The organism is Photobacterium rosenbergii (assembly GCF_033022775.1).
Classification (GTDB): Bacteria; Pseudomonadota; Gammaproteobacteria; order Enterobacterales; family Vibrionaceae; genus Photobacterium; species Photobacterium rosenbergii_A.
This window is the reverse complement of the sequence record NZ_JAWJZI010000001.1, coordinates 624419-644686: the sequence shown is the minus strand read 5'-3', so window position 1 is coordinate 644686 and position 20268 is coordinate 624419. Positions and strand designations below refer to the sequence as shown.

General features: G+C 47.6%; 19 protein-coding genes. 15 read left to right on the top strand and 4 right to left on the bottom strand.

The features are described 5' to 3' along the window. The first annotated feature begins 8 nt into the window (after positions 1-8). On the top strand, positions 9-296 hold the full coding sequence (locus tag R2X38_RS02985; protein ID WP_317520574.1) for a PTS sugar transporter subunit IIB: 288 nt from the start codon (positions 9-11) through the stop codon (positions 294-296). A 9-nt stretch (positions 297-305) separates the two neighbouring features. Then, positions 306-1562, top strand: a complete 1257-nt coding sequence (locus R2X38_RS02980; protein ID WP_317520571.1) for a PTS ascorbate transporter subunit IIC — start codon at positions 306-308, stop codon at positions 1560-1562. Between the two features lie 75 nt (positions 1563-1637). Here R2X38_RS02980 and R2X38_RS02975 read toward each other — a convergent pair whose 3' ends face one another. Next, positions 1638-3116, bottom strand: a complete 1479-nt coding sequence (locus R2X38_RS02975) for an oligopeptide:H+ symporter (protein ID WP_317520569.1) — start codon at positions 3114-3116, stop codon at positions 1638-1640. A 92-nt stretch (positions 3117-3208) separates the two neighbouring features. Further along, positions 3209-4606, bottom strand: a complete 1398-nt coding sequence (locus R2X38_RS02970; protein WP_317520568.1) for an aminopeptidase — start codon at positions 4604-4606, stop codon at positions 3209-3211. A 901-nt stretch (positions 4607-5507) separates the two neighbouring features. Here R2X38_RS02970 and trxB point away from each other — a divergent pair. From trxB to R2X38_RS02915, 12 genes are all read left to right on the top strand, one after another. Next, on the top strand, positions 5508-6719 hold the full coding sequence (gene trxB, locus R2X38_RS02965) for a thioredoxin-disulfide reductase (protein ID WP_317520567.1): 1212 nt from the start codon (positions 5508-5510) through the stop codon (positions 6717-6719). A 10-nt stretch (positions 6720-6729) separates the two neighbouring features. Further along, entirely contained in the window at positions 6730-7056 is a 327-nt protein-coding gene (gene trxA, locus R2X38_RS02960) for a thioredoxin TrxA (protein WP_317520565.1), read from the top strand. Between the two features lie 114 nt (positions 7057-7170). Beyond that, the gene (gene grdA / locus R2X38_RS02955; RefSeq protein WP_317520564.1) at positions 7171-7638 is read left to right on the top strand and encodes a glycine/sarcosine/betaine reductase complex selenoprotein A; all 468 of its coding nucleotides are present in this window, start codon (positions 7171-7173) and stop codon (positions 7636-7638) included. A gap of 14 nt (positions 7639-7652) precedes the next feature. After that, positions 7653-8117: a glycine/sarcosine/betaine reductase complex selenoprotein A gene (gene grdA / locus R2X38_RS02950; RefSeq protein WP_157097639.1), complete on the top strand. Its 465-nt coding sequence runs from the start codon at positions 7653-7655 to the stop codon at positions 8115-8117. Positions 8118-8197: 80 nt separating this feature from the next. Further along, complete coding sequence (grdC, locus tag R2X38_RS02945) at positions 8198-9739, top strand: glycine/sarcosine/betaine reductase complex component C subunit beta (protein ID WP_317520562.1); 1542 nt, start codon at positions 8198-8200, stop codon at positions 9737-9739. A 12-nt stretch (positions 9740-9751) separates the two neighbouring features. Then, positions 9752-10915 carry a glycine/sarcosine/betaine reductase complex component C subunit alpha gene (gene grdD / locus R2X38_RS02940; protein WP_317520561.1) on the top strand — a complete coding sequence of 388 codons (1164 nt, stop codon included), beginning with the start codon at positions 9752-9754 and terminating at the stop codon, positions 10913-10915. Positions 10916-11020: 105 nt separating this feature from the next. Further along, on the top strand, positions 11021-12064 hold the full coding sequence (gene selD / locus R2X38_RS02935; RefSeq protein ID WP_317520560.1) for a selenide, water dikinase SelD: 1044 nt from the start codon (positions 11021-11023) through the stop codon (positions 12062-12064). Positions 12065-12168: 104 nt separating this feature from the next. Further along, entirely contained in the window at positions 12169-13461 is a 1293-nt protein-coding gene (locus R2X38_RS02930) for a glycine/sarcosine/betaine reductase component B subunit (protein WP_317520559.1), read from the top strand. 14 nt (positions 13462-13475) lie between these two features. Further along, positions 13476-14774 (top strand): glycine reductase complex selenoprotein B, encoded by a 1299-nt coding sequence (gene grdB / locus R2X38_RS02925; protein ID WP_317520558.1) that lies wholly within the window; start codon positions 13476-13478, stop codon positions 14772-14774. Positions 14775-15263: 489 nt separating this feature from the next. Beyond that, positions 15264-15668, top strand: coding sequence for a FixH family protein (locus R2X38_RS26770; protein ID WP_411184502.1), 405 nt, complete (start codon positions 15264-15266; stop codon positions 15666-15668). Then, positions 15640-16914 carry a cytochrome-c peroxidase gene (locus tag R2X38_RS02920; RefSeq protein WP_317520557.1) on the top strand — a complete coding sequence of 425 codons (1275 nt, stop codon included), beginning with the start codon at positions 15640-15642 and terminating at the stop codon, positions 16912-16914. The genes R2X38_RS26770 and R2X38_RS02920 overlap by 29 nt, the downstream gene beginning before the upstream one ends. After that, positions 16911-17879 carry a hypothetical protein gene (locus R2X38_RS02915; protein WP_317520556.1) on the top strand — a complete coding sequence of 323 codons (969 nt, stop codon included), beginning with the start codon at positions 16911-16913 and terminating at the stop codon, positions 17877-17879. Before R2X38_RS02920 ends, R2X38_RS02915 begins: the two co-directional genes overlap by 4 nt. Before the next feature lie 58 nt (positions 17880-17937). Here R2X38_RS02915 and R2X38_RS02910 read toward each other — a convergent pair whose 3' ends face one another. Next, a complete protein-coding gene (locus R2X38_RS02910; protein ID WP_317520554.1) occupies positions 17938-18423 on the bottom strand; it encodes a VOC family protein in 486 nt (161 codons plus the stop codon). A gap of 207 nt (positions 18424-18630) precedes the next feature. Between R2X38_RS02910 and R2X38_RS02905 the strand changes: the two genes are divergently transcribed. Further along, positions 18631-19788 carry a winged helix-turn-helix domain-containing protein gene (locus R2X38_RS02905; RefSeq protein WP_317520553.1) on the top strand — a complete coding sequence of 386 codons (1158 nt, stop codon included), beginning with the start codon at positions 18631-18633 and terminating at the stop codon, positions 19786-19788. Here R2X38_RS02905 and R2X38_RS02900 read toward each other — a convergent pair. Beyond that, entirely contained in the window at positions 19785-20090 is a 306-nt protein-coding gene (locus R2X38_RS02900) for a hypothetical protein (protein ID WP_317520552.1), read from the bottom strand. The genes R2X38_RS02905 and R2X38_RS02900 overlap by 4 nt on opposite strands. Positions 20091-20268: the final 178 nt, after the last annotated feature.

Genomic DNA, 20268 nt, shown 5'->3' with positions numbered 1-20268 from the left:
AGAATATTATGAAAATTATGGTTGTATGTGGTCACGGTCTTGGTACTAGCCTAATGATGGAAATGAGCCTGAAGGGCATTGTTAAAGAGCTGGACGTTGCAGCATCTGTCGATCATTGTGACTTGGGTTCGGCAAAAGGTACGGCATGTGACATTTTCATTGGTACCAATGACATTACCGAACAACTAGTTGCTCAAGGCGTTGATGGCAAGATTGTCTCGCTTGATAACATGGTCGACAAAAACGCGATGAAAGAGCGTTTGTCAGCAGCCCTAAAAGAACTTGGCGCTCTGTAAGAGGTAGCGATGGAATTCTTCAGTTTCCTAATGAATGACGTGCTGGCCGAGCCAGCCGTCCTTGTCGGCCTGATAGCGCTTATCGGTCTGATTGCCCAGAAAAAGCCGGTGACAGAATGTATCAAGGGTACGGTCAAAACCATCATGGGTTTTGTCATCCTTGGTGCTGGTGCAGGCCTGGTGGTTACCTCGCTGGGTGACTTCTCGGCTATCTTCACCGAAGCCTTTGGTATTACTGGTGTGGTACCGAACAACGAAGCGATTGTTTCGATTGCTCAGGAAGCCTTCGGTAAAGAAATGGCGATGATCATGTTCTTTGCCATGTTGGTGAACATCCTGATTGCCCGCTTTACTCCGTGGAAATTCATCTTCCTGACTGGTCACCATACCTTGTTTATGTCGATGATGGTTGCAGCTATCTTGTCGTCTAGCGGCATGACAGGTGTTCCTTTGATTGCAGCAGGTTCGTTGGTTGTTGGCTTTGTTATGGTATTGTTCCCTGCAATTGCCCACAAATACATGAAGCAGGTGACTGGCTCTGATGATGTGGCAATCGGCCACTTCTCTACCATGTCATATGTGCTGGCAGGTTTCATCGGTAGCAAGTTTGGTAACAAAGAACACTCTACCGAAGATATGGATGTGCCAAAGAGCTTGCTGTTCTTGCGTGATACGCCGGTGGCGATTTCATTCACCATGAGTATCATTTTCTTGATCACTTGTTTGTTCGCTGGTGGCGACTTTGTCCGTGAAGTGAGCGGCGGTAAGCACTGGTTCATGTTCTCGCTGATGCAGTCAATCACCTTTGCTGCCGGTGTTTACGTTATCCTCCAAGGTGTACGTATGGTTATTGCTGAAATCGTACCGGCATTCAAAGGGATCTCTGACAAACTGGTACCGAACGCCAAACCAGCGCTTGATTGCCCGGTTGTATTCCCATACGCGCCGAATGCGGTATTGGTCGGCTTCCTATCAAGCTTCACTGCCGGTCTGTTTGGTATGTTCCTGCTATACATCATGGGGCTGACGGTTATCATTCCGGGCGTAGTACCGCACTTCTTTGTTGGTGCAGCGGCTGGTGTATTCGGTAATGCAACCGGTGGTCGTCGAGGCGCAATGCTGGGTGCATTTGCCCAAGGTCTACTAATTACCTTCCTACCAGTATTCCTATTGCCAGTACTGGGTGATCTTGGCTTTGCCAACACCACCTTCAGTGATGCTGACTTCGGTATCGTAGGTATCTTGCTAGGCCTGATTGTTCGCTAAGGGTAGCTTACAAAATTTGTTTTGAAGCAAAGAAAGCGAGGGAAAGTCCCTCGCTTTTTTTATCTTATTTTTAAATTACGCTGTTTGTGCATCTTTCGTTTCAGTATCTTCGCTAACATCGGTTTCGATAAGCTTGTTGAGGCGTGGTGCCAAGTAGACACAAACCAACCCAACAACAGTTGACGCAATGGCCAAGGCATAGAAGTAATTACCGTATGAAACCAAGCTTTCAACCGGTGTCATTTCCGCTTCGCCTGTTGACGACAAGCCTGCCACCCAAGCCCCAGCGACAGACGCCAGTGCCAGCGTCATGTTCCATGCCCCATAGATGAAACCACGGATACGGCTCGGGAACAGCTTAGCGATGGCAGAGAGACCAAGTGCTGAAATCAACAATTCACCGATGGCAAACAGGAAGTGCGGTGCTGCAATCCAGAATGGGTTGAGCATACCGTTCTCGTCGCCAAAGTATTGCGAGAAGCCAGCTAAACCAAAGGCGGCAGCACATACCAACATCCCTAGCGCAAACTTGCCCGGCATGGATAAGTCTTTGCCTTTCTCGCCCAGCGTGGTGTAGATATGGGCCAGAACCGGGCTGAGGAAAATAATCCACAGTGGGTTGAATGACTGGTACGACACCGGGTTGATGGCTATACCGAAGATCTCCGCTTCAACATTATTGATAGCGAAGAAGTTCAAAGAGGTCGGCATCTGGTTATACAGTACGAAGAAGGCCAATGCCTGTCCCATCAGGACCAATCCGACAATCATGCGCTTGCGGCTGATAGGGGCTTCTTTCTTCATCTCTTTGGTGATCAGGAATAGGATCACTAGTGCAGCCATTGCTAATACGAACTGAGCCAGTGGCAAGTTGGTGAGTAAGTAACTGGCAAGGGCCACAGCAATTAACGCACCGGATAAGAACAGACTGTTGGTCTTGAACGGAATAGCATGCTTGTCGGCTTCGGTCGCCTTGTTGATCTTCTTGTTCAGCATCAGGTAGGTAATGACGTTCACTGCCATACCGACACCCGAGAGGATAAAGGCAGAGGTCCAACCGATGCTGTAGGCTATGATCGGTGCACCTAGCTGGGCAACGAAAGCACCGATGTTGTTGACCATGTAGAACAGGGTATAGGCGCCATCTAGGCGGGGATCATTCTTGTCGTAGGCAGAAGCGATGATGGTTGGCGGCGCGACGCTACCGATACCGCGGCCGACAGCAACCGTACCCAAGCCGACAAAGACAAAATGCGGCTGGGCAGTGATCGCCGAGTAGGCAATAATGAAATAACCCAGGCCTTGGAAAAAGAAGCCCCAGACTAAGGTGCGTTTCGCCCCGAGGATTTTATCGGCCAGCCATCCACCGACAAACAGCATAGCGGCACCCAGCGCTGCAAATGCACCGAAGGTTGCGAACGAGGTTTTCTGATCGATACCTAACTCATCGCCGAGGAATACCGGTAAAATCGCCCATAGGCTATAGAATGACAGCGCCCACCAGAACTGGCATGAACAGAGGATATAGAAAGTTATCGGATGTTTCTTTTTCATGTGTGGAGTCCCGTTAATAGTTACATTTCCCCAATTGAGCTCATGTTGCGTGAAATAGCCTTTTTGCTAATCACGCAACGTAACGTTATTGGCTATAGAGCTTTGGTGTAGAAAGTTTTATAAGCGCGGTACAGTTCGAAAATGTCGAACTTGGAAGATAATTCGAAGGGTGAATGCATGGAGAGCAGCGCCGCCCCAGCATCGATAGTGTTGATACCATAATGGGCCAGGTATTTGGCCACCGTGCCGCCGCCCCCTTCATCGACTTTGCCAAGTAGGCCGGTCTGCCAGCTGATTTCATGCTCGTCGAAGATACGGCGCAGTGCGGCAACATATTCGGCGTCTGCATCGTTGGAGGCGACCTTGCCACCATGGCCGGTGTATTTGGTCAGCACCAGCCCGTAACCCAGCTTGGACGCATTCTGTGCGTCGTGAACAGATTCGAACAGCGGGTTGAGTCCGGCGTTGACATCAGAAGACAAGGCATAAGATTGCCATAAGCAGCGGCGAAGCAACTGATCGTTGTAACTGCCGCCAGCCTGGCGGATCAACAGCTCACCAACGAAGAATTCCAGATAGCGCGATTCCAAGCCGGTTGCACCAGAAGATCCTATCTCTTCTTTATCAACCAAGAAACAGACCGCGGTTTGCTCTGGTGTTGGGATATCAAAGATGGCTTCGAGCGAGGTGTAGGCACAGATGCGATCATCCTGGCCGTAAGCGCCGATCAATCCCTGATCAATGCCGACATCGCGGGCATTACCAGCTGGCACCAGCATCAGCTCTGCAGAGATGAAGTCGGTCTCGCTAATTTCGTATTTTTCGAATAGCTTGGTGAGTACGTGGTGTTTTACTTTGTCTTTGACTTTTTCATCATCAAAGGCCATGGGTACCGAGCCGATAATAATCTGAAGCTCTTCACCTTTAAGCACTTCATCTGCTTTGCGATCACGCTGCGCTTTGCGGTCGAGGTGTGGAAGGAGATCCGGGATAGTGAAAACAGGATCAGACTCTTCTTCACCAATCGCGATATCAACGCGACGGCCAGATTTAGTTACAACAACACCATGCAGAGCAAGAGGACGAGATGCCCACTGGTATTTTTTGATGCCGCCGTAATAGTGGGTACGCATTAATGCCAGTTCATGCTTTTCATACATTGGATTGGGTTTTAGATCCAAGCGAGGAGAATCAATGTGTGAAACAACAAAGCGGATCCCATCTTGAATAGGTTGTTGACCAATAATCGCCAGCACGACGTTTTTATTTCTATTAATGAAGTAGGCTTTATCACCAGGCTTGAGTTGTTCATATTCTTCTATTGGGCGGAAGCCATGTTGCTTTGCTTTTTCAATGGCGACGTTTACGCATTGGCGTTCGGTTTTTCCTTTATTGAGGAAGTGTTTGTAGTCTTCGCAGAAATGGTTGATGTCATTAACTTGGGTATTATCGAGATTTAACCAGCCATTCGTATATTGCAGCGTTTCCATTGCTTATCTCCAAAAGGGCGATGAATTTCACCGTGAAGACTATCACTCTGCATTTACTGTTTAATGTGAGTTCGATCTGCTTATATAAACAAAATTACCAGATTTTAATGCTGGTTTATTGATGATTTTGTAATTAAATGTTCTTTTGTTTTTGGTTTTTTAGTGCTGGCGAGAAAGTGCTTGCTTACAGCCTGAATATCAAACTCTATATTGGTTTAACACTTATTACCATTAGGGGGAGAGGGTTTGAAAATATGAATTAAAGGTGTTTGAAATTAAAGTTACGGTAAGAGAAAAGTCTATAAAAAAGCATGTGTATTTTAACTCTATATTCGCCGTTTAAAGCTGTATAGCAAAGCAATACTTTTATTCCCATAAATCATTACTTTTTCTAATGATAATCTTCAGTAAGCAACGTTCATCAAATTTATATAATTTTGTTGAAGCGCGATCACGTAAGTTTCCCGTGTGAGTATAAATTCACTTAAAATAGAATAATTACGTAAAAATTCATTATGCGAACATTTTTAGTATCTTTTTGGTAACAATTTATTCACTAAAGGGCTGTTTTTACAAGCATTAATATGACCTGGGTATCATAATGGTTGGCGCTGTAGAGTTTTATGCTGGAATTGGGCTTTGCTCACAAAAAAGATGGCATTACTAATTATAATCATCCATAAGTTTTACGAACAAGAAGCTATCACTGGGTAAAAGCTAAATTATAAAAGAATTATCTACCCAAGAGAGATACGGCAGCCCTTTTGATAACTACAGGTATTGAAGTTTGATATTTGGTTCTCATAAGCATGGAAGGTCTGCGAAAAACTGATTTGTTTTAAGTGCACTCTATATACCTCGGTGTATGGAGTGTGGTGTGAAATAGCAATCGGTGAAAAATATGTCAGAACTATACGATGTCATTATTATCGGTGGTGGTGCTGGTGGAATGTCTGCTGGTGTCTACGCTGCACGCGGTAAAATGAAAACTCTGATCATTGAAGATAAAAGGAATACAGGTGGTCAGGCCGCAACAACCAGTGAAATGGAAAACTACCCTGGTATTTTGGAGGCCACCGGCCCGCAGTTGATGGATATGTTCCGGGAACACTGTGACAAATTCGGTGTGCAGTTTGCTCGAGGTTTGGTTACCGGTATTTCTATTGCTGAAGATGGCTTTATTAAAACCTTAACCACCAATAAAGGCGAAACCTACCAGACCAAAAGCATTATTGTCGCAACAGGGGCAACTCCACGCATCCTAGGTATTACCGGTGAGTCTGAGTTCCGCGGTAAAGGGGTCTCATACTGCGCCACATGTGATGCTGACTTCTATGAAGAGCTTGATGTTGTGGTGGTTGGCTCGGGCAACACGGCAGTTGAAGAGTCTGTCTTCCTGACCAAGTTTGTCAATAAAGTCACCATGATTGTACTGCATGACCAAGGCATTCTCGACGCAGATAGGACTGCTCAGGAGCAGGCGTTTGCCAACGATAAAATCGAATTTGTCTGGAACTCTGTAGTGGAAGAAATCACCGGTGATGAACTGGTCAACGGCGTGAAGCTTAAGAACCTCAAAACTGGCGAGATCAGTGAACTGGCTACTGACGGTGTGTTTATGTTTGTTGGTACTGTGCCAAAAACCGACTTTGTCAAAGAGCTAATCGAGCTGACACCACAGGGTTATGTCATTACCAATGACAAGCAGGAAACCAGTGTACCGGGCATTTTTGCCGTTGGTGATGTGACCGATAAATTCCTCCGCCAGGTGGTGACCGCTGCGGGTGACGGGGCGGTCGCCGCTGTGGCAGCCGACCGCTATATCGAGGAAGAAGAGAGCTGGCGCAAGTCGGTATCGGAGTTCGGTGGCACAGCGATGGTGGCATTCTGGAACCCGCTAAGCAAAGAAAGCTTGGATGTGATCAACCAACTTGAGCTGAAGTGCAAAGACCACCCAGAACAGCGTGTTGTGACGATTGATACCTATAAGAGCCAGAACATTGCGAACCGTTTCTCGGTATCTGAAGTGCCTGTAGTGATTCGATTTGACGCTGGGCAGGAAGCCAAGCGAGTAGATGTTAAGGATATTACCGAGTTAGAAACTCTGTATTAAGGGAAACGCAATGATAGAACTAACCAAAGAAAACTTTGATGCTGAAGTGAAAACCGATGGCATCGTATTGGTGGATTTCTGGAGCGAAAACTGTGGCCGCTGCATCGAATTGATGCCAGAGGTGATGGTGCTGGCTGAGAAATACGGCGATGACATCAAGTTCTGCAAATTGAATATTCAAGGTAACCGTCGCCTGGCGATGGCGCAGAAAGTGATGGGGCTACCTTCTTTTGTTTTCTACCGTAACGGCGAGAAAGCAGAGCACCTTTCTGGTGAAGAGTTAGAAATCGAACATGTCGAAAGCATGCTCGAAAGCTTCGTGGCAGAGACTGCCTAAATCACGAAAGAATTTGTATTGAATGGGTGAAAGCCCGTTGGCACAAATACACCGGTGAGCAATCACCATTATAAAACTATGTAATTTATGTAATCCGTACCCTTGGAGTGAACAATGCTCAAAGATAAGAAAGTCATTATCTTGGGAGACAGGGACGGTGTACCGGGTCAGGCAATTGAAGCCTGCATTAAAACAGCCGGTGCGCATGTTCTTTTCTCTACAACTGAGTGTTTCGTCTGAACCAGCGCAGGTGCTATGGATCTGGAAAACCAAAAGAGGATTAAAGGTTTCGCTGACGAGTTCGGCCCAGAGAATCTGGTTGTCGTCCTTGGCGGTTCTGAAGCGGAAGCTTCTGGCCTAGCGTGTGAAACCGTAACTAACGGCGATCCTACTTTTGCCGGACCATTGGCCGGAGTCCAGTTGGGACTCTCTTGTTATCATGTGGTTGAGCCGGAAATAAAAGACAATGTCGACGCTGCTATCTATGACGAGCAGGTCAGCATGATGGAAATGGTACTTGATGTCGATGCCATCGTGGCGGAAGTCAAAGAGTATCGTGAGCAATTTGGTAAGTATGTTTAATCGGGAGCAGAATTGTGTTCGCTAACAAAACAGTGATCATTCTGGGAGACCGTGATGGCGTACCTGGGCAGGCAATCGAAGCTTGCATGAAGACAACAGGTGCTCACGTTGCTTTCTCCACCACAGAATGTTTCGTCTGAACAAGCGCTGGCGCAATGGATCTTGAGAACCAAAAGCGGATTAAAGCCCTAGCCGATGAAAAAGGCGCCGAGAATCTGGTTGTGATTCTAGGTGGCGCAGAAGCGGAAGCTTCTGGCCTAGCGTGTGAAACCGTCACCACCGGTGATCCGACTTTTGCAGGACCATTGGCGGGAGTCCAGTTAGGGCTCTCTTGTTATCACGTGGTTGAAGACGAAGTTAAAAATGCCGTCGATCCGGCTGTTTATGAAGAACAAGTTGGAATGATGGAAATGGTACTTGATGTCGATGCTATCAAAGCGGAAATGCAACAATACCGCAGCGAAACTGCATTAGCATAAGTATATCTCAATGCTGGTTCGGATCTGTTTTCAAACAGGCAGGTTCGAACCTTTTATCCGGCTCGGATGCAGGAGTAACAATGGGATACGCAGTAATCAAAGGCGTGAGCTATGTGCTCGCCCATACCCCAGATGTGTTGATCCAACACGGTTCGGTGCAAGTTCAGACTAGGGCAAAAGACCCGTCAGACACTTACTTGCAGCAGTTGAAAGACCACCTTCGTCCCTTTGAAGAAGTGGTATCTTACCCCGCGAACCAGTGCTACATCGGAAACCTGACCCCACAACAGTTGGCAGATATTCCCCTTCCTTGGTATGAAAATCATGACCATACCTCCCATGAAGGCAAGTTCGGTGAAATCTATAGCCAGCCCCAATTTTATGCCATGTTGAATCATGTTGATGTGTTCAACTTGGTCCACTTAACCCAGGAATTCATTGATACCTATCAGTCCAGTGCTGGCCACCATCCGCTTTATGGCGAGGTTGATTTATTAGCAGGCCACCAACTGATCAGCAAAGATGAGATCTTGGCGTTGGTTGAACATCATCAGGCCGAAGTGCTGATGATGAACGGCGAGTTGGTCGGCTGTGTCAAAGCCGCCCACGACGAAGACGAAAACCTCTCCGCCCATATCATGCTGGAAAACCTATGTACCAAGGCATCGGGCGTGATGGCAGCCATGCACCTCAAGCAGCAGGGTATTGAGCTTGATAATGTTGATTACATCATCGAGTGTTCGGAAGAAGCCTGTGGTGATATCAACCAGCGCGGCGGCGGTAACTTCGCTAAAGCCATCGGTGAAATCATCGGCTGTAACCGCGCAACGGGCTCTGACGTGCGTGGCTTCTGTGCTGCACCTGCTCATGCCATGACCTTGGCTGCAGCATTGGTGAAGTCCGGCGTGTTTAAGAACGTGATGGTCGTTGCTGGTGGTGCGGTCGCCAAGCTGGGCATGAACGGGCGTGACCATGTGAAGCAAAATATGCCTGTTTTGGAAGACTGCTTGGCGGGCTTTGCCTGCATGGTGACTGAAAACGACGGCATCAGCCCGGAAATCAACACTGACATTATCGGTAGACACCAGATCGGTACCGGTTCATCGCCGCAGGCAGTCATGACTGCTCTGATCGCCAACCCGCTGAAAGCGGCGGGCATGAAGATGACGGATATCGACAAGTATTCGGTGGAGATGCAAAACCCAGAGATCACTAAGCCAGCCGGTGCCGGCAATGTGCCTGAGTCTAACTACAAGATGATTGCCGCATTGGCTGTGAAAGAAGGCCAGATGGAGCGTACCCAGCTTCCCGCCTTTGTCCAGCAGCATGGTATGACAGGCTTTGCACCTACCCAGGGCCATATCCCATCAGGGGTGCCTTTCCTTGGCTTTGGCCGTGAGATGATCGTCAACGGCGATATCAACAATTTCATGATGGTCGGCAAAGGCAGCTTGTTCCTCGGTCGTATGACCAACCTGTTCGATGGCCTCAGCTTTGTGGTGCAGAAGAACAGTGGCAAGCAGGCAGAAGCCTTTGACGAGAATCAGGTTAAACAAGTCGTAGCGCAGGCAATGCGCGATGTGGCTGAGAACCTACTGTCCCCTAAACAGGGCAAGCAGTAACCGGAGGCTGAGATGGCGAATATCAATCAACAACTGGCCGACACCTTCAATGCCATGGCTGATGGCTTGATGAGTGGTCAGTTTGGCAAAAAACTTCGCATCGGCCTGACTCTGATTGGCAGTGAGCACGGATCACAAGAATTATTGCGCGGGGCACAAATGGTCGCCCGCCAGTACAGTGACATCGAACCTGTGCTGATTGGCTGTGATGAACCAGACTGTGGATTCGAATGTTATCCGGCAGTGGATCTGCATGAGTGCCACAAGGTGATGGAAAGCCTGTTTGCCGAGCAGCAGCTCGATGGCTGTGTCACCCTTCATTACGCTTTCCCATTAGGAGTAAGCACCATGGGCAAGGTGGTCACACCGTCAACGGGGCGTGAGATGATCATCGCTTCTACGACAGGTACCACTGATACCCAGCGTCAGGCAGCCATGCTGAAAAATGCGATTTACGGTATCGCATTGGCGAAATCAACAGGGATAGAAAAGCCGACAATAGGTGTTCTCAATGTTGATGGAGCGGCGGTGTGCGAGCGTGCACTGCGCGAGCTGAAGCAGGGCGGTTACGATATCGAGTTTGCCCAATCTGGGCGTGCTGATGGCGGTATTGCCATGCGTGGCAACGATTTGCTGCAGGGCACACCGGATGTGATGGTGACCGATAGCCTGACAGGCAATCTCTTGATGAAAATGTTCTCGTCATTTACGACTGGTGGTAGTTATGAAGCTTCTGGCTTTGGCTATGGACCGGGGTTAGGTGAGGGCGCGACGAAACAACCTGTGAATATCATCTCACGGGCGTCAGGCGCACCGGTTGTGGCAGGAGCCATGAGGTTGTGTGCTGACGCTGCGAGAGGAGAGGTTATGAAGCGCGTTGACGAGGAATGGGAAGCCGCCACCCTGTCAGGGTTAAACAGTGTCTTGACCAAGTATTGCACCGCCAAGCCTGCTGCGGAGCAGGCCGAAACTGTGGTTGCACCGCCGGAGAAAGTCACCGACGCAGAGATAGGCGGGATCGATATCCTCGCTATCGAATATGCTTGCCAAGCACTGTGGAAAGCGAACATTTTTGCCCGCACGGGGATGGGCTGTACCGGTCCTATCGTGTTGGTGGCAAAAAGTGATTTGGAGCAAGCAAAAATCCAGTTAGTTGAGGCAGACTATATCAGCTAATTATGGATTTTTGCTTTAAATCCAGATAATTACACTATTCTGCTTTATTGGAATAGATCATCGGGTAGTTCGCTACCCTTACCGTCCACTTCAAAGGAATTAGAGATGACAGAGAAAATTCGTCTGACGCAGATGACCAAGAAAGCCGGGTGAGCCGCTAAAATAGGCCCCAAGGCCATGGCGCAGGTTCTGCAGTCCATTTCACCCCTATTTCCCGAACAAGCGTATCCCAATCTGATGGTTGGGCTGACGGTAAGCGATGATGCTGCCGTCTACAAAATCAACGACGATGTTGCCGTTATCCAAACATTGGATTTCTTTACTCCAATCGTGGATGACCCCTATGACTTCGGTGCCATTGCCGCGGCGAATGCCTTAAGCGATGTGTATGCCATGGGTGGTCAGGTAACACTGGCGATGAATATCTTTTGTGTGCCAACCGACCTTCCGCAGGAAGTCGTCGGCCAGATCCTCAAAGGCGGCGCGGAGAAAGTCCGTGAAGCTGGCGCGGTATTGGTTGGCGGTCATACCGTGGAAGACAGCGAGCCGAAATTTGGCTTGTCTGTTATGGGCACTATCCACCCGTCTAAAGTGCAAACCAAGGCGGCGGTGGAAAGTGGCGATGTCCTAGTACTGACCAAACCGATTGGTACTGGGTTGATCTCAACTGCAGCGAAACGCGGCAAAGCCAGTCAGGCGGCGATCCAAGCCTCGACTGACAGCATGAAAATGCTAAACCGCAAGGCGGCTGAGATTTTTGCCAACTACCCCGTTAAGGCTTGTACCGATGTCACTGGCTACTCTTTGCTGGGCCATGCCCACGAGATGGCCGAGAAAAGTGATATCTGCATGCACTTCAAGGCGGAGCAGGTGCCGTTCTTACCAGAAGCTGAAGACTATGCCGCCCAAGGGCTATTCCCTGGCGGGGCGAAGCGCAACCTCGATGCGTACCGCGAAGACATAGTGTTTGCGGATGGTTTGGATGAAAGTTGGCATCGCAAGCTGTGCTGCCCGGAAACATCCGGTGGCCTGCTGGCAGCTGTACCGAAAGATTGTCTGGATGCGTTATTAACTGAATTTAGCAGTCAAGATGAACCCTGTTGGGTTGTCGGGTATGCCGAGGAAGGTTCTGGCCTCAAAGTCAGCTAACTCGGTCACTAATTAGGTTGTCCGGCCTCAGCCGAGGCCGGCACCTTGCTAAATCAATTCTATCTTGGGATCCCCTCCCATTTGACGCTTGTTTGGAGAAACACATGAAACTCGAACTAGGCAATATCCATGTTCGTGATCTGGCCTTTGGTCCAGTAAGCGAAGTCAAAGAAAATACTGTGGTCATCGATCAGCAGGCATTAATTGCCCACCTGACCGAGCTGGATCACCGTATCCGCTCATTAGAACTGTCTATCGCCAAACCGGGTGACAGTACCCGTATTATGCCGGTTAAAGATGTTATCGAGCCGCGCGTTAAAGTAGGCTGCGAAGGCGATATTTTCCCAGGCCGCCATCTAGGCGAAGAAGCCATGGTCGGTGAAGGCCGCACCCATGTGCTAAAAGGTATGGCAGTGGTGACGACTGGTGAGATCGTTGGTTTCCAGGAAGGGATCATCGATATGAGTGGGCCGGGCGCTGATTACACGCCGTTCTCATCAACGCTTAACCTAGTTATCCAGTGTGAAGTCGATGACAGCTGTAACCAGCATGACCACGAAGGCGTTGTTCGTCTTGTTGGTTTGGAAGCTGCACGCTGGATTGGCCGCTTGGCAGAGCATATCGAACCGGAGGAGGTTGAGACATACGAAACCAAGCCACTGCTAGAGCAAGCTGCAGAGTTCCCACACCTACCGAAGGTGGGTTATGTCTACATGCTGCAAAGCCAAGGCTTGCTGCACGACACCTACTACTACGGTGTTGATGTGAAGGGCATCCTGCCAACATTGATGTACCCAACGGAAGTGATGGACGGTGCGATCATCAGTGGTAACTGTGTATCGGCTTGTGACAAGAACACCAGTTTTGTTCACCAGAACAGCCCGGTCATTTACGACCTATACCGCCACCACGGCACCAAGTACAACTTCATGGGTGTCATTGTGACGAACGAAAACGTCACTCTGAAAGATAAAGAGCGCTCTTCGAACTTTACTGTCAAGCTTGCTAAGCAAATGGGATGGGAAGCGGCGATTGTCAGTGAAGAAGGCTTTGGTAACCCTGATGCCGACTTGATGATGAACTGTGCCAAGTTGGAAGCAGCAGGCATCAAGACCGTATTGCTAACCGACGAATATGCCGGCCAGAACGGCGAAAGCCAGTCATTGGCTGACTCGCACAAGAGTGCCGATGCGGTGATCACCAATGGTAACGCTAACCAGCTAGTGACATTGCCTGCCATGAATACCGTGATTGGCCATGACCGCTATGCCGATGTAGTAGCAGGTGGCTTTAACGGTAGTTTGCATGAAGACGGTTCAATCACTGTTGAGCTACAGGCGATTATCGGTGCAACCAGTGAGCTTGGTTTCCATACCCTCACCACCAAAGCTAGCTAAGCGAGGACACTCTAATGACAATTAAAGTCGTATATTACTTAAACCAGTTCTTCGCCCAAAAAGGTGGTGAAGAGATGGCCCACACTCCAATGGAAGTGGTTGAAGGGACTATCGGTGTAGGCACGCAAGTGAACACCATGCTTCAGGACAAAGCGGAAGTTACCCATACCATCATCTGTGGTGACTCTTACTTCAATGAAAATGAAAGCCTATGTTGCCACGGATTGCAGGAAATCTTAGCCCAGCTAAAGCCTGATCTTGTTGTGGCAGGTCCAGCCTTCAACGCAGGCCGTTACGGCATGGCTTGTGGTACGGTGGCGAAAGTCGCGCATGAAATGGGGATTACTACCATTTCAGGCATGTACATCGAAAACCCAGGCTACGAATTATTCCGCCAGTACGCCTACATGGTTGAAACTGGCAACAGCGCAGCGAGTATGCGTAAAGCAATTCCTGCCATGGTGAACATGATTAACCGTTTCATCGATACAGAAGGCGAAATGGGCTCACCAGAAGAAGCGGGCTACATGCCTCGCGGTATCCGCGTAAACTTCTTCGCGGAAAAACGCGGTTCCGAGCGTGCGGTTGATTTGCTAATCAATAAACTTGCGGGTAGCGAGTTTACTACGGAGTACCCAATGCCGGTCTTTGACCGTGTCGAGCCCCAGCCTCCGGTTGAGATGCTAAGCACGGCTAAGTTTGCGTTGGTGACATCTGGTGGTGTGGTGCCTAAAGGTAACCCGGATCATATCGAGTCCTCCAGTGCGTCAAAGTACGGTGAGTACAGTATCCAGGGCCTAGAGACCTTGACCGAAGATACTCACGAAACCGCACACGGCGGCTACGACCCAGTGGCATGTAATCACAACCCTAACCGCGTATTGCCTGTTGATGTATTACGTGACATGGAACGTGAAGGCGTTATTGGCAGCTTGCACGACATGTTCTACACCACGGTAGGTAACGGTACGGCTGTTGCCAAAGCCAAAGAGTATGGTGCAGAAATTGCTATGAAGCTGCAGAAAGCCGGGGTCACCGCTGCTATCTTTACTTCCACTTGAGGCACTTGCACACGTTGCGGCGCAACGATGGTCAAAGAAATCGAGAAAGTCATGCCAGTGGTTCACATTGCAACCGTAGTCCCCATTTCGAAAACAGTCGGCGCAAACCGTATTGTTCCTGCGGTGGCAATCCCACACCCGCTGGGCAATCCGACTATGCAGCCAGCTGAAGAGAAGTACCTGCGTCGTCAGCTAGTCGAGAAGGCACTGGGTGCACTTCAGACTAAGATTGATGATCAAACGGTATTCTAAGTCGAGACTTGTGTAATTACCCAATTGCACGAGACCAAGCCAGCCGGAAAAGGCTGGCTTTTTTCTTATATTAAAGTTACCTCAAGGTGCTGAACCTATATCTTGAAGTAGCTTGGGTATATTCCGAGATGTAATAAAGATTTCATTTATGAACGTGGCTAAATAACCACCAGTGGATTATGGTTATTGATGGCGGTTTTTGACTAAATTACTGTGCACTTGTGTGAACATCTATGTATGTAATCTGCGATTGATTTACTGAATGTGTGACGACGCTTCATAAAGGAGTTTTTGCCAAGAGAGTAAGAATATTCTCAATGGCAAATTTTTTACTTTATATATTAAAAATATGATGGGGTATTTTTAAAATAATCACTTATTTATACGGTTTGATGTGTTTTTTATTGATTTAACCAGTATTTAAGTGTTTGAGAAATATTCACAGGTTAAATTAAATCAACAAATAATTTATATAAGGTAAATATATTTATGGTAAGGGCAGTTACTCGTCCTCTCTTTGTCTTTATCTCAATTATCTATAGCGTGATGGCAACCGCATCAGAGAGTATCGAGGCTGTTAGTGAGTTTGGATGGAGGGCGTATAACGTTGAGAAATATGATGATGTACCCATTAACCAGATACATAGTTGGAATTTGCACATAACTGATAGTTCAGGAAATCCTACCGACTGTGTTCCACTGCAGGTAAGAGGTGGTATGCCTGCTCATCGGCATGGTTTACCTACTCAACCCCAATGGCACCAAGAGAGAGACGTTGGAAACTACCGAATAGATGGCTTGAAGTTTCAGATGCCGGGTTTATGGCAAGTGGTCTTTTCATGTAAGGATTACAGAGAGCGTACCCATGAATTTATCTTTGAGTTTATGCTTTAGGCGCTTCAATTACCTATTGCTGTGTATGGTGATTATCGGGTGCCCCGGGGAGGGACCCGCTTTTCGTCAGCATTGGAACCTAGATGACCTAAGGATTCTGCAGTCACTGCATTTGTCTAATCTACCGCCAGTTACTGATCCTGGTAATGCTTATATCGGTAATGATGCTGCCGCAGACCTGGGACGAAAATTGTTTTTCTCACCCCAGTTAAGCCAAAAAGGCGATACCTCCTGTGCCCATTGCCACCAACCTAAATATTACTTCACATCGGGCAAAGCGTTAGACGGCAAGCGTAATACGCCCACTGTGGTGGGCAGTGCGGCTTTTTCTTGGCAATTTTGGGATGGCCGGGCTGATAGTTTATGGTCACAGGCACTGTTTCCGCTCGAAGATCCTACTGAGCATGCACTGAGTCGGCTTGAAGTTGTTCATATCGTACTGGACAACTTCCAGGATGACTACAAAGAGGCATTTGGAGCAACGGAACAACTGACGAATTTTCTGAACGAAAAGGCATCATTGCCAAGACAAGCCTCGCCAGTAAACAGTGCTGAAAACTGGGAGTTGTTGACCGATTGGCAGCGCAGCCAAATCAACCAGATCTATGCGTCAATAGGTAAGGCTTTGGCGGCATACCAAGCCAGACTGATGCCCGCAGAGTCGAGGTTTGATAAGTATGTAGAAGCGGTTGTCAAAAATGATTATGGCTCGGCTCATCAGCTTTTGAGTCCCGCTGAAGAGGCAGGGCTGCGCCTATTTATCAGCGACAGGGGGCGTTGTATCCGCTGTCATAGCGGACCATTGTTTTCAAATGGTGGTTTTACTGCAACCGCGGTCCCGGGGAGCCAGGGTGATGAAGGGCGGTTGGCGATCATATCTCAACTTGCAAAAAATGAATTCAATTGCCTTAGTCAGTATGCAGATAAAGGGCAGGGTAGTTGTGATGAGTTAATTTATGTGAAAACAGAAGGGGAGGAGTTACGCCACGCTTTTAAAGTCCCTACACTTCGAAATATAAGCTTCACCGCACCTTACATGCATAATGGATCATTTACTGAGCTCAGTGAGGTGTTGGACTACTATAATCGCTCACCTCGAAATGGTCTGAATCACACGGAATTAGAGCCGCTTTATTTATTTCCTTACCAACTTAAACAGCTAGAGAAGTTTCTATTATCACTTGAAAGTGGAATAGCTCCATCATCCGTATGGGGGCGATCCCTTAGCAAGGAGACAATTAAATGAAATATACCTGCTTGTTGTTTTTGAGCCTGATTTCATTACCCTCATGGGCGCATGTTCGGTGGTTTGTTAATTCTACCGAGTTCCCAGATGCAAGCTTACCCATTGATCCACTTTTTTATTCAATTCTGGTCGCTGTGGTTGGTTTTTGCCTGTTTGCCTATCTCATTACTCGGCAGGGGCTACTTGGCAAGGTAACCGCCAATCCTGTTATGATCGGCTCTTTCTTTTTTTGGCGTATTTTAACGGTAATTATGGCGTTGTTCTTTATCCTCAATGTTGTGTTGGGCGAGTTTATCGCCCCGAATCTTCAACTGGATACAGGACGTGAGATGATAGGTGTTTGTTTGCAGGTCGCTGTAGCGACTACGATGGTTTTTTCTGTATCTATCAGTGGCCTTATGATCCTGTTGATAGCACTCACTTCGAGTATATTGCTGCCTTTTTCAGCCGTGATTGACTATATTCCTGAGTTATTCGGTATTGGGGGGGCGTTAATACTGATTGGTCCTTGTATCACTCCTTTTGACAAGAAAATGTTTAGCCGTTTTGTGAATTTCCTTGGTGGTCGAGGTAGCGCCGTAGTTTTGCTCCGCTTTATGCTGGGGTTACAGCTGTTGATCTTGGGGGTACACAATAAACTTATGTTACCGGGCCTGTCGCTAACCTTCCTTGAAATGTATCCGTACTATAACTTCTTTCAACTAATGGGTTGGGAAGCGTTTAGCCATTTGCATTTTGTTTGGTTTGTTGGTTTGAGTGAGTCCTTGCTCGGTCTAATGCTAATGTTAGGCTTCGCAAACCGCTTGGTGATGGGATTTTTGGCGACTATTTTCATGATAACGACCTATGTAGCGGGGCCAGCCGATGTTTTAGGCCATCTTCCAATTTTTGCTATTGCTTTTATATTGTTGTGCGAGTCGGTCAACAAAGTGCCTAATGTGATGACTGTTAAAACAACAGGATGAAACAGGACTAAACACCAAAAAGCCAGCCTTTAAACAGGCTGGCTTTTTGATTGGATGCTTACTCGTACTCAGAAGCGTAAGTTTCTTCGTAAGTGTGAGAGTAAAGTTCGAACAAGTTGCCGAACGGGTCTTCTAGGTAAACCATTTTGGCTGGCTTGTTGTCATCTTCTGGGTGGTAGCGCATGATATCCATACGAACCTTACCGCCGAACTGCTCTACTTTTTCAATGGTTGCCGCGAAGTCATCGGTCTGAAGGCAGAAGTGGAAAATACCTAGGCGTGAGAAGTCAACTTCGTGACGCTCTTGGCGCTCTTTCATTTCGAACAGTTCAACACCAATGCCATCGGTGGTTACTAGGTGCGCAATGTTGAAGCCTTTAAAGCCTTCACCGAAAACAGCAATACACATTCTGCCGATGGCGGTTTCACGTTCTTCAACAACTTTGGTGTTGCCCATGACAACTTTCAGGCCAAGCGCGTTAGTGTAAAACTCAACGGCTTTATCCATGTCGCCGACCATAATACCTACGTGATTCATTTTCATAATTTGCTCCAGACTCTAATGAGTTGCTACGTGTTTTGTACGTGATTTGTTTCGTTGGAGAGAGTATATGGATAAACCACTATCAACTTAAATTATCAAAAATTATTTATTTGATAATTCATAGTTATCATTTTGCGTCATGGACAAGCGCAAAGGCAAAGGTGACAATTACCAGATACTCAAAGGAAGGTGGTCCACTGTTTTTTTATGAACTCTCTATCTATCTCAGAAGCTCGAAAGTTGGTTTTACTCTCTCAAGGCTTACCAGCCAAGCCACAAAAAGGCAGCGCTTATGACAAATCCTTGTTGGCATTTAAGCGACTTGGTTACCTGCAGATAGATACGATCTCAGTTGTCCAGCGCGCCCATCATCATACCCTTTGGAGCAGAAATCCTGATTATCAGCCTCAGCACTTAGATCAATTGGTTAAAGATAAGCTGGCATTCGAGTATTGGTCACATGCGGCATCGTATTTACCGATGGACGACTATCGGTTTAGCTTACCTCGTAAGCTTGCGATTCGCTCCGGTGCGCAAAATCACTGGTTCAAGAAAGATCCCAAGCTCATGGATAGTGTGCTCAAGCGTATAGCGTCGGGCGGGCCATTAATGGCTAAAGACTTCGAGTCTAAACTAGCCAAAAGAACTGGCTGGGAGAGCAAACCCACTAAGCAGGCACTGGAAATGCTCTATATGCAGGGAGATTTGATGATCGCTGAGCGTCGCAACTTCCACAAGGTATACGATTTGACTGAGCGGGTAATACCTTCACACATTGACACATCGGTGCCAACTGAGCAGGAATATGCCCGTTTTCTGGTGCTTAGCTTTCTCAAGGCCCACGCTATCGGCACTTTGAATGAAATCACCTACTTACTTAAAGGGGTTAAAGCACAGGTCGCCAATGCGTTGTCAGAGTTACTGGAGAGCGGGGAGGTTGAAAAGATTAGGGTCACCAACGGTGAGTATTACGTACGACCCGAGTCATTGGCTCTGCTCAACCAGCGGCTGTCCCGCAAAACGGCCAACATTCTTTCTCCGTTTGACAACTTGTTGATCCAAAGAAGTCGCGCAAACTCGATTTTCAACTTCGACTACCAATTGGAATGTTATGTGCCAGCGGCAAAGCGTAAGTTTGGTTATTTTTGTTTGCCGATATTATGGGATGGCAGATTGGTTGCGAGAGCCGACTGTAAAGTGAATAGGAAGGCATCTAAGCTGGAGGTGCTCCATTTGTTCTTGGAACACTCACTAAAGGCAAAAGATGCTTTTTTAGCCGCGCTCGAGCAAGAGTTGCAGGCTTTTGCAACATTTAATCAATGCGGTGGATATACAATAGAGAAAACGTCCACCACACCGTATTAGTTATCTGTAATTTTCTTGTATTTCGACTTTCGCAATAGCATTTTCTCCAAATCCTGAATCGCAGTAGAAAGCTTGATACCACTAGTGATCAGCCCATGCTCATGGAACAGGATGGAAGGGATCCGTTTTAAGTTGTACCGATAGCAATCAGCGGCGGTTGTGATGATAATTTCCACCCCTGAGAGTTCTGTATCATGTAACCAGCCAAGCTGGTGCTCGGAGCAAACCACGGTGACCCTGCCCACATTCTCGGATTGCCAGCGATTACAATACATCGAATCCTTAGTCTGTAAATTCGACATGTCATCCCTTAGTTATTTTTTATACCAGTAATTATTTTACTGTCTTTAGAAGGGGTTAAAGTTAGAATTATGTCAGTAGACCGTTAGGATTTTACTCGCATCTCATTTTTGAGACGGCTTTAGAAGAAGAAAGCATCCATGAGCATTGAGGCTGCGTACGTTAACAGCCTCAAGTTTT